At 46.5% G+C, this 10,074-nt stretch carries 11 protein-coding genes; 8 read left to right on the forward strand and 3 right to left on the reverse strand.

From position 1 onward, the window contains the following. The first annotated feature begins 13 nt into the window (after positions 1-13). Positions 14-196, forward strand: coding sequence for a hypothetical protein (locus HN980_06620; GenBank protein ID MBT6929145.1), 183 nt, complete (start codon positions 14-16; stop codon positions 194-196). Between the two features lie 170 nt (positions 197-366). On the opposite strand, the gene HN980_06625 is transcribed toward HN980_06620, so the two are convergent. Both HN980_06625 and tadA read right to left on the reverse strand, forming a co-directional pair. Continuing rightward, entirely contained in the window at positions 367-753 is a 387-nt protein-coding gene (locus HN980_06625) for a GxxExxY protein (GenBank protein MBT6929146.1), read from the reverse strand. A gap of 109 nt (positions 754-862) precedes the next feature. Further along, positions 863-1,333 carry a tRNA adenosine(34) deaminase TadA gene (gene tadA / locus HN980_06630; GenBank protein MBT6929147.1) on the reverse strand — a complete coding sequence of 157 codons (471 nt, stop codon included), beginning with the start codon at positions 1,331-1,333 and terminating at the stop codon, positions 863-865. A gap of 171 nt (positions 1,334-1,504) precedes the next feature. On the opposite strand from tadA, the gene rpsO reads away from it, so the two are divergent. The 7 genes from rpsO (at position 1,505) to HN980_06665 (ending at position 9,712) form a co-directional block, all read left to right on the forward strand. After that, on the forward strand, positions 1,505-1,774 hold the full coding sequence (gene rpsO, locus HN980_06635) for a 30S ribosomal protein S15 (GenBank protein MBT6929148.1): 270 nt from the start codon (positions 1,505-1,507) through the stop codon (positions 1,772-1,774). Between the two features lie 189 nt (positions 1,775-1,963). After that, positions 1,964-4,057, forward strand: coding sequence for a polyribonucleotide nucleotidyltransferase (pnp, locus tag HN980_06640; GenBank protein MBT6929149.1), 2,094 nt, complete (start codon positions 1,964-1,966; stop codon positions 4,055-4,057). A 152-nt stretch (positions 4,058-4,209) separates the two neighbouring features. Beyond that, the gene (gene bamA, locus HN980_06645; GenBank protein ID MBT6929150.1) at positions 4,210-6,561 is read left to right on the forward strand and encodes an outer membrane protein assembly factor BamA; all 2,352 of its coding nucleotides are present in this window, start codon (positions 4,210-4,212) and stop codon (positions 6,559-6,561) included. 34 nt (positions 6,562-6,595) lie between these two features. Further along, positions 6,596-7,264 (forward strand): OmpH family outer membrane protein, encoded by a 669-nt coding sequence (locus tag HN980_06650; protein MBT6929151.1) that lies wholly within the window; start codon positions 6,596-6,598, stop codon positions 7,262-7,264. 72 nt (positions 7,265-7,336) lie between these two features. Next, entirely contained in the window at positions 7,337-8,353 is a 1,017-nt protein-coding gene (lpxD, locus tag HN980_06655) for a UDP-3-O-(3-hydroxymyristoyl)glucosamine N-acyltransferase (protein ID MBT6929152.1), read from the forward strand. Between the two features lie 112 nt (positions 8,354-8,465). Next, positions 8,466-8,852 carry a GxxExxY protein gene (locus HN980_06660; protein MBT6929153.1) on the forward strand — a complete coding sequence of 129 codons (387 nt, stop codon included), beginning with the start codon at positions 8,466-8,468 and terminating at the stop codon, positions 8,850-8,852. A gap of 224 nt (positions 8,853-9,076) precedes the next feature. After that, on the forward strand, positions 9,077-9,712 hold the full coding sequence (locus tag HN980_06665) for an adenylyltransferase/cytidyltransferase family protein (protein MBT6929154.1): 636 nt from the start codon (positions 9,077-9,079) through the stop codon (positions 9,710-9,712). 124 nt (positions 9,713-9,836) lie between these two features. On the opposite strand, the gene HN980_06670 is transcribed toward HN980_06665, so the two are convergent. Beyond that, on the reverse strand, positions 9,837-10,074 hold a 238-nt coding region (locus HN980_06670), incomplete at its 5' end, for a hypothetical protein (protein MBT6929155.1).

Raw genomic sequence — 10,074 nt, forward strand, 5'->3', positions numbered from 1 at the left:
CATAATAAGGAGGATGCTGCCTTCGTTTCCGAGAAAAGGGAAGAAAGGTACTATCGTAGACTTCTCTACCGGCGAAGAGATCGACAAAGACGAAGTTTTCATGGACGCCATGCTTGAGAAGATCTCGAAAGATGGTGAAGGTTCGCTGTCACGCCGAGAGCGTAAGAGGATGGAAAAGATATCTGAACGCAGATGAGTTCGGAGTAGGAATTTTTCACCACAGAGGACACGGAGGGCACAGAGAAAGAAAGCTGGCTGGGGGACTCTCCCCCAGACCCCCAAAGACATAAGAAAATCCTCGGAGGCCTAGGGGTAAAACCCCTAGCCCACCCGCCTTTTTCTCTGTATTCTCTGTGATTCAATACATCAGAGAACCATCCTTTTTATGCCGTTTTTAAGAAGCATTTCGTTGAAATTAATGAGAAGTCTTACTTTTTTCTTTGCGAGCTTCATATATGTCAACAGTTGTGCTTCGTGGATTGGTTTTATTGTTTCCACAGCCTTCAATTCAACGATAACCTCATCTTCTATAATGAGATCGACGCGGAGTCCTGATGACAAGATATGGTTTTTATAATGGATAGGGCATTGTACTTGTCGTTGGAATGGTATTTTGCGACGATTAAGTTCGTATGCAAGGCATTCTTCGTATATCGTTTCGAGTAATCCAGGGCCAAGTTCTTTGTGGACATCGATTGCGGCGCCTATGATATCACGCGTTAGTGTTTCTTTGTTATAAAGTGTTGACGTCATGTTGTATGCCTTCTGTTGTTCTTTTTCCTTTTCAGTGGGGGTCTGGGGGACTCCCCCAGCCAGTCCTATTTCCTCTCTGTGTTCTCTGTGTCCTCTGTGGTGAAAAATCCTATTTCGAGGTTCGAGCTTTTTTGAAGAAATCGACCATGAGGGCGGCGGATTCGTCTGCGAGGACTCCCGAGCGTATTTTTATGGTATGCATTGGGTGTTTTTCTTTGAAGATATCGACGAAGCTGCCGTTTGCGCCGTGTCTGATGTCGGGAGCACCCCATACTAGCGTTCCTACGCGAGCGAGGAGCATCGCCCCGGCACACATTATACAAGGTTCTAGCGTACAATACAGTGTTGTATCGTTGAGTCTCCAGTTTTCTATCACCGATGCTCCTGCTGTGATACATAGCATCTCGGCGTGTGCGGTAGCATCGTGGAGCATCTCCACCTGGTTATGTCCCCGTGCTATGATTTTATTATCGTGGACAAGTACGGCACCTACGGGGACTTCTTCTGCTTTGAAAGCTTTGTTCGCCTCTTTTAGCGCTTCTCTCATGAATTTCTTGTCGAGGTCTGTATTTTCGTTCATATTTTCTCCTTTTTCTGTTATAATAGAGCAATGTCATATTTTTATGCAAAATCACCTATTTTTCATGTATCCCAAGGTATCCCTTGCTTACTTAATAGGTGCTATGGTATAATAGATGTACTTGCGAAATAAATGACAATGAACAACCAAAAAAAAGGGAGATCGCTTATAATGTCTCTGGATAAAGGAACAAAAGAAGAAATAACCAAGAAGTTTCAGTTGCACGAGAAAGATACTGGCTCGGCAGACGTTCAGATTGCTATTCTTACCGAAAGGATTACCGAACTTACGGAGCATCTGAAGCGTTCACCTAAAGATCATGCATCGCGTTTAGCTTTGCTGAAACTCGTCGGGCAGCGACGTAAGCTTCTCGACTACTTGAACTCTACCGACACCAAGCGGTATCAGGGGCTTATCGGGCGTCTGCAGCTTAGGAAGTAGAGCAAGATACGATAATAGGCGGCAATAGCCGCCTTTTTTTTTATTAACGGAGAATATCGAAGGCGGTAGCTATAGAATTCAGAGATAAATTTTTAATCTGCAGTTTTTAAAGGTTTCTTTCTGGCTTCTATCTATATCTTCTCTCGAAGATTCTCATATTATTTATTATTTTTACTTATGGAGTTCTATATGAAACGCAAGAGTATTTCCGTCACTATCGGCGGCAAAGAATTAACATTCGAAACAGGAAAAGTTGCAAAACAAGCTAATGGCGCTGTCCTTGTAAAAGTCGAAGACACCGTTGTCTTCAGCTCGGCATGTGCATCGAAAGAACCTAGTGAAGGCATAGACTTCCTACCGCTACGCGTCGACTACCAGGAGAAGTTTTCTTCTGCAGGAAAGTCTCTTGGTGGCTTTATGAAACGTGAAGGCCGTCCTTCGCAGAGAGAGATTTTGGTATCGCGTCTTACGGACCGTCCTTTACGTCCTTTATTCCCTAAAGGGTACCATAATGAGGTACAGCTTCTTACTTATGTATGGTCTTATGACACAGTAAATTCTACTGATGTCTTAGGAATCTGTGCAGCTTCTGCGGCGTTAACGATATCTGACATCCCTCTTCTTAAGCCTGTTGGTGCTGTTCGTGTTGGTCTTATCGACGGCGAATACCTTATAAACCCTTCTATCCAGCAGCAGAAAGAGTCTTCATTAGACCTCGTCCTTGCCGGAACTGAAGAAGGCATCCTTATGATCGAAGGTTTCTGTGACTTCCTCACTGAAGAGCAAGTTTTGGAAGCTCTTGATAAAGGTCACGAATCTATCAAGCTAATATGTCGTGCTCTTAAAGAGTGGCGCGAAGAGGTAGGCGTCCCTAAGGCTACTGCAACATTACGCGTCCTTCCTGAAGAGACTCTTGCTGCTGTAAGGTCTTCTGCTGGCGAAGAGATTGTCAAAGCTTCAGCGATCACCACCAAGCAAGAGCGTGACGAAGCGCTTTCTTCTTTGAAAGAGCGTATCATTGAAGAGCTTATCCCTGAAGGTGTCGAGTCCCCTGCTCATAACAAAGCTGACATCGGCAAAGCCTTCAAGCAGCTGACGGCGGAGAACATGCGTTCTTTGATCCTCGAAAAGGGTGTACGTCCTGACGGTCGTGGCACCAAAGACGTCAGATTCATTGACATCGAGACAAACTATCTTCCAAGGACTCATGGCAGCTGTCTTTTCACTCGTGGTGAGACACAAGCCGTAGCGGTATGTACTCTCGGTGGAGAGCGTATGGCTCAGCGTTTCGAAGACCTCGACCAGGACAGCCACTATAAGTTCTATCTACAGTATTTCTTCCCGCCTTTCTCCGTCGGAGAAGTAGGGCGTGCAGGTTTTGCCAGCCGTCGTGAGATAGGCCACGGCAAGCTTGCCGAGCGTGCTCTTTCTGCAGCGTTACCTTCTGATACTGACTTCCCTTATGTTATAAGGCTAGAGTCTAACATCACGGAGTCCAATGGTTCTTCGTCGATGGCGTCGGTATGTGGAAGTTGCCTTGCTATGATGAATGCTGGCGTACCGATAAAGCGTCCTGTCTCTGGTATTGCCATGGGACTAATCCTCGAAGGCGAGAAGTTTGCGGTGTTGTCCGACATTCTCGGCGCCGAAGATGCTTTAGGCGATATGGACTTTAAGATCACTGGCGACGGCGAAGGCATCACAGCGTTCCAGATGGACATAAAAATCGATGGCATCACCTATGACATCATGAAGGCAGCTCTAAACCAAGCTAAGGAAGGCCGCGTTCATATCCTTGGGAAGATGCTCGATGCGTGCCCTGCTTATAACAAAGAGCTTTCTAGCTACGCTCCACGTATTGAGATCATTGAGATCCCTCCTAAGAAGATCGGTACTGTAATAGGCCCTGGCGGCAAGCAGATACGCGCCATTGTTGAAGAGACTGGTGTTGAGATGAACATCGACGACGACGGCAAGGTAAGCATTTCCAGCAGCGACGCTGCTATGATGGAGAGGGCAAAAGAGATCGTCAAAGGTCTAATCGCCGAAGCCGAGATCGGAAAGACCTATGAAGGTCTTGTTAAGTCTACCGTAGACTTCGGTGCTTTCGTTGAGATCCTCCCAGGAAAAGAAGGGCTATGTCATATTTCCGAGCTTGACACGTCACGCGTCGACAAGGTTACCGACATCGTCAAGGAAGGCGACACTATCAGCGTCAAGGTTCTTGATGTCGACAACCGCTCTGGCAAGATAAAGCTCAGCAGAAAGGCGCTTCTTAAATAGTAGCTATTAGTTCAGAGTTCAGGGTTCATAGTTCGGAGTTCGGAGAAGGCATTCAAGGTCCTACTCCGAGCTCCGAACTTATTTGTTGCAAAAATGGTTTGGTTTTACTACACTGACTATCCATTTTATGCTACAACCATATACCTATTGTAATGACACGTATTTTTTCGACACTTATTTTTATTGCAGCGATCTTCGTCTCCGGAGGATTACATTCCCAACATCTTCAGCGTTATGACGACAAAGTCGTCGATGACATCGCCGTAGAATATCATGGCGACAAGGAAATATCCTTCGACGTACATGCTATAAAGGCGCGTATGCTAACGAAAGAAGGCTTGCCTTTTTCGCCGTTAGACTTCGACGCCGACCTCAAGACTCTCGCCGACGAATACGACCGTATCGAGCCTTCCATCGTCATCGATGATAGTGGCGACCTTGATATCACGCTGAGCATATGGCCACGACCTATTATCCGCACGATAACGTGGGAAGGTGTAAAGAGTATAAAGAAGTCACGTCTTGGTAAAGAGCTTGGCATAAAAGCCCTCAGCACTTACGACCGTGAAGCTTTCGGCAAGGCCTTCCACAAGCTCAAGCAGATATATACCAAGAAAGGCTTCTTCGAAGCCAAGCTATCGTATTCTCTCGACGTCGATGACGACACCAACGAAGTCGACATCACCATCGACGTCGACGAAGGACGCTCTGGAGTTATCAAGAGCATAACATTCCACGGTGTCTCTTCTGAAGAAGAAGGCGCCCTTCTCGATATGGTAGGAACCAAGAAGCACAATCTTTTTACCAGCTGGCTTTCGGGTCGTGGCACTTATAACGAAGACCTTGCTGAGGTCGACAGGCTTACCATCTACAGCTACTTCCAAAATCTCGGATATGCCGATGCTACTGTTGTTATAGATTTACAGGAGAGCAAGAACAAGCGCCTTATCTTCGACATCACCATCGACAAAGGCGAGGAATATACCTTTTCAAAGATAACATTCTCGGGGAATAACATCTTCGACGACGAAGCCATCGCCAAGATGCTTCCTATCGCTGAAGGCGACACATATTCTCCGAACAAAGTCCGCGAGACTGTCAGTATCCTGACCGAGGCTTATGGCCGTCACGGTTATATCGAATCTTATGCCGCTCCACAGCCGCGCCTCCATGAGAGCGCTTCGGAGTATTCCGTACACTTCACCATAGAAGAAGGGCTACAATACCGTATAGGGCTGATAAAGATCGCCGGCAATGACGTCACCAAGAACAAAGTCATCCTACACGAGACGCTTCTCACTCCTGGCGAGGTTTTCAATATCACAAAACTTGAGAAGACCGAAGAGCGCCTCCTTAATATAGGGTATTTCTCCAACGTAAACATATACCCTGCGAACCCCCATGATGAGAACCCCTTAGGGCCACAATACCGCGATGTGGTCATAGAAGTCGAAGAGAGCAGCACGGGAAGCATAAGTTTCGCTATGGGCTTCAGCACTGCCGACAGTTTATTCGTCGCTCTCGACGTTCTTGAAAAGAACTTCAACATCGACGGCCTTGCTAATATTTTCAGCAAAGACAGAGCGTCTCTCCGTGGTGGCGGGGAATACGCCCATGGAAAGGTCAATATCGGAAAAAAACAGAGATCGTATCTTCTTTCATGGACGAAGCCTTTCTTTATGGACACGGCATGGACTGTAGGCTTCGACGTTGCTAGGAGCAACAAAAGGTATTTTTCCGATGATTACGATATAGACGCTACGAGCTTCGGGGTGAACGCATACTATACAGTAAACCAATACCTTACCTTCGGCACCAACTACCGTTTGAAAGACACCGACGTTAAGGTCAAGAACAACGACATCGACAAAAATTCCGATGAATGGAGGGACCTTCTTCAGGGTGGTGTTACTTCTACCCTTGGCGGTCTTATGATCTACGACTCCACCAACAGCCCTTACAAGCCTACCAATGGTTTCAGGTCACGCCTTGCCGTCGACTATACAGGATTAGGCGGAAGTTATTCGTTCTGCACGATGAAATATGACAACAAGCTATACCATCCTCTTTGGCGTCGTGGTGTGATGAAATACAGGATGAACCTCAACTTCATCCAGCCTATCGGCACCAAAGGCAACGAGCTTCCTATTAGCGAGCGTCTTCTTCTTGGTGGCGAGGACAACATCCGCGGATACCGCGACTATTCCATAGGGCCTAAACGCAGCGGAGCCACTGCTCAGGGAGGTATCTCCCTTATGCTGCTGTCTTGCGAATACATGTATCCTGTCTTCGATAAGCTTGGCGTCTTCGCCTTCTTCGATGCTGGCGATGTCAGCGACAAAGAATACCATATAAGCACGCTAAGGACATCGTGTGGCGCAGGTTTTAATATCGCGCTATTCCCTGGAGCACCTACTATTTCTCTGGGCTATGGCATACCTTTAAACCCGAAAGAGAAGGCCGACGAACGCAGGTTCTTCTTAAACATCGGGGCACAATTTTAAACTAATATAGGACAACAACAAGGAGATTACATCCATGAAACATCTTATCGTTTTCACCCTTTTTATTATGATGATATGCTTAGGGTTCGCTCTAGAAGCCAACACAGCAGGAAACGCTTTCAGTGATATCGGCGTCGTAGACTTCAGGCTATGCATCGAGCATTCGAAGCTCGGCAAGCAGGGACAAGATACTTTCGACGAACTCAAGCAGCAGACGATATCTTCTTTAGAAGTCACTGAGAAAGAGATAAACGCCCTCGCTGACAACCTCAACGACGGCGACTACATCGACAGTCTGTCTCCTGAGACGCAGAAAGGTCTGGAAATGGAATTCAACGCCTTAAACGAGAAATTTTCTCGCGACCAGAATCAATACTACCAGATGCTCAACCAGGCGAACTACAAACTTATACAGACTACGCAAGAAAGCGTAAACCGTGCTGCTAAGAAGGTCGCTGCCGAAAGAAGCTTTAAAGTCGTCGTCAATGAAGACAGCTGTTTTTTCTTCTCGTCAGACCTTGACATCACGTCTCTAGTAATCGCCGAGATGGACAAAGACTTCGCTGAAATAAACGCAAGTTTTGAAGAAGAAACTGTTGAAGAATCATACATCGAAGATGTCAACGTTGAAGACATCGACGATAATAGTGCCGAAGACCTCGACAGCATCATCGAAGAAGCGCTTAAAATCAATGATCAGTGATCAATGATCAATGATCAATTCTTTTACTAAACGCTATACGCTATTCCTATACGCTATAAAAAGGAAGGTATGATGATAAAATTGACCCTCGCAGAGATTGCAGAAGTTACGGCTTGTGAGCTCGTCGGTGACGGCAGCCATGCTATCACCAGCGTCGCCGACCTTTCTGTTGCTACTGACAGCGAGGCGTCATTCCTCGCCAATGCCTCGTATTCTGGTGCTGCACGCGACAGTTCTGCTGGCGTCATCTTCATCGACAAGAGTGCTGATAAGTTTGAAGGAAAGAGATATCTTATATCTGACAATCCTAGCCTAGCCTTCCAGAAGCTCCTCGACATTCTACGTCCTGAAGAGCCTTCGGGTTTCGTCGGCGTCCATAGCACTGCCGTCGTCCATGAGACTGCTACCCTCGGCGAAAATGTTTCGTTGGGGCCTTATGTTGTCATCGACAAAGACGCCGTCATCGGTGTTGGCACGACGATAGGGTCACACTGTTATATCGGTATTGGGACGACTCTTGGCGAAGGGTGTAAGTTACATCCGCATGCTAGTATCAGGGAACGTTGTCGCCTTGGTGATAGGGTAATAGTCCAGCAGGGCGCTGTAATAGGCTCTTGCGGATATGGATACGACACTGGCAGCGACGGCAAACATACCAAACTTATTCAGCATGGTTGTGTCGTCATCGAAGACGACGTCGAGGTTGGCGCCAACTCCACCATCGACAGGGCGCGCTTTGAAGACACCGTCATATGTCGTGGCACCAAGATCGACAACCTCGTACAGATCGCCCACGGCGTACATATTGGCACCGACAACCTCCTCGTCGCACAGGTTGGCATCTCTGGGTCAGTGACGACAGGAAAGAATGTCGTCCTTGGCGGTCAGGCAGGCGTCGTCGGACATCTATCTATCGGCGACAACATCATGGTAGCGGCGCGCAGCGTCGTCTTCAAATCGTTGAAATCTCCAGGGAAGTATGGTGGCATCCCAGCTATTCCTTTGAGAGAGCATCAACGTCAGCAAGTTCTACTTAGGAACATCAAAAAACTCGTTGAGCGTGTTTCAGCTTTGGAGACAAAGAGCTAACCACAGAGAAAGAAGAATAGGAATTTTCTACCACAGAGGACACAGAGGACACAGAGAAGAAAAGACAATTGCTGGGGAATCCTCCCCCAGACCCCCGAAAGGAAGGAAGAATATGACATCAACACTTTATAGCGAAGAAACTCTGACACGAGATATTATAGGTGCTGCCATCGACGTCCACAAAGAACTCGGTCCAGGACTACTCGAAACGGTATACGAAGAATGTCTCGCATATGAGCTTCATCGTCGCAAAATTCCATTTCAACGACAAGTACGCTGTCCTATCCATTATAAAAACCATGCCTTGGAGTCGGGGCTTCGCATCGATCTCATTATAGAAGATGAGGTTATCGTCGAACTAAAGGCCGTGGAAACAATAAAACCAATCCACGAAGCACAACTTTTGACATATCTGAAGCTTGCAAAGAAAAAAGTGGGTCTTCTCATAAATTTCAATGAAACCCTTATTAAAAACGGCATCAAAAGGATGGTTCTATGATGCATTGAACCACAAAGAGCTAACCACAAAGAAAGAATAATAGGAATTTTCTACCACAGAGGACACAGAGAGGAATAAGGCGGTCCAGTTCACCAACATAGGTAATACTTTAGTTTACCAATTACAGTTCACAGTTTATACCCCCCGGCCATGTTCTATTACTCTCTGTGTTCTTTGTGTCCTCTGTGGTTGAAAGTCTTATTTCATATGTGGCGAAAAAAAATATGATGATCATGATGATTAAGAAACTTCTTGTTGCAATGCTTCTTATGCCGCTGATGCTTTTTGGTGGTGATGTTGTCGATGACGACAAGCCTATACGCGTATATGTCGATATGATCGCCGACCTCTTTCATGGTGGGCACAAAAATTTCTTCCGGCAGGCTATCGATTGCACCAAGGAAGAGTTTCCAGGGCATAGTATCGAGCTCATTGTAGGTCTCAGCTCAGACGAAGACGCTGCCCCATACAAACGACTCCCTATTATGACGCTAGACGAACGCGTTGCCGCCGTTAAGACGTCGTCATTGGTATCAGAAGTTGTCCCCTCGTGTCCTATGAGAGGCATACCACTATGGTTTATCGAAAAGCATTCCATCGACCTCGTCGTCCATGGCGACGACTATAGTGAAGAGAATACCGAGAAATACTACGGCGACGTCCGCCATATGGGAATCTTCAGGATGGTACCATATACTCCTGGGGTGTCTACTACTACCATCATCGAGAATGTCAAAGAACACGTTCTTCATGGCGCTCCCCTCGACGAAGATCTTATCGATATGGTAACATTCACTGAGATGTTTTCTCGTGAGATGCTCATCAAAAGAATAGCGAAATCAGTGACCAGTGACCAGTGACCAGTTATCAGTTATCAGTGCTTCGATAGCGGATAGAAGCATTGATCAATGATCAATGATCAATGAACAATGAAAAAAGCAGAACGCCTAAATAGACGTTCTGCTTTTTGTTGTTGTGAGTTTTTTATCTTCTAACGAAGTCGCGGTCTTTGGTCCATAATTCTGGTGTTGGTTCGAACCACGAATCATCGAGCATACTTCTTACGACGTCGGCGCCAAAGAGTGTAGGATCGTTACTCTTCAGTGCTATTGCTGGTGAAGAGCTCTTGAACCACTTGGCGAGTCTAGATCTTTGGAAGTCCATTATTCTTTCACCGCCTTGTACTCTTCCGTTGAAGAGCACTAGTCCTGTAGAAACATAG

Source organism: Waddliaceae bacterium (assembly GCA_018694295.1).
Taxonomy (GTDB): domain Bacteria; phylum Chlamydiota; class Chlamydiia; order Chlamydiales; family JABHNK01; genus JABHNK01.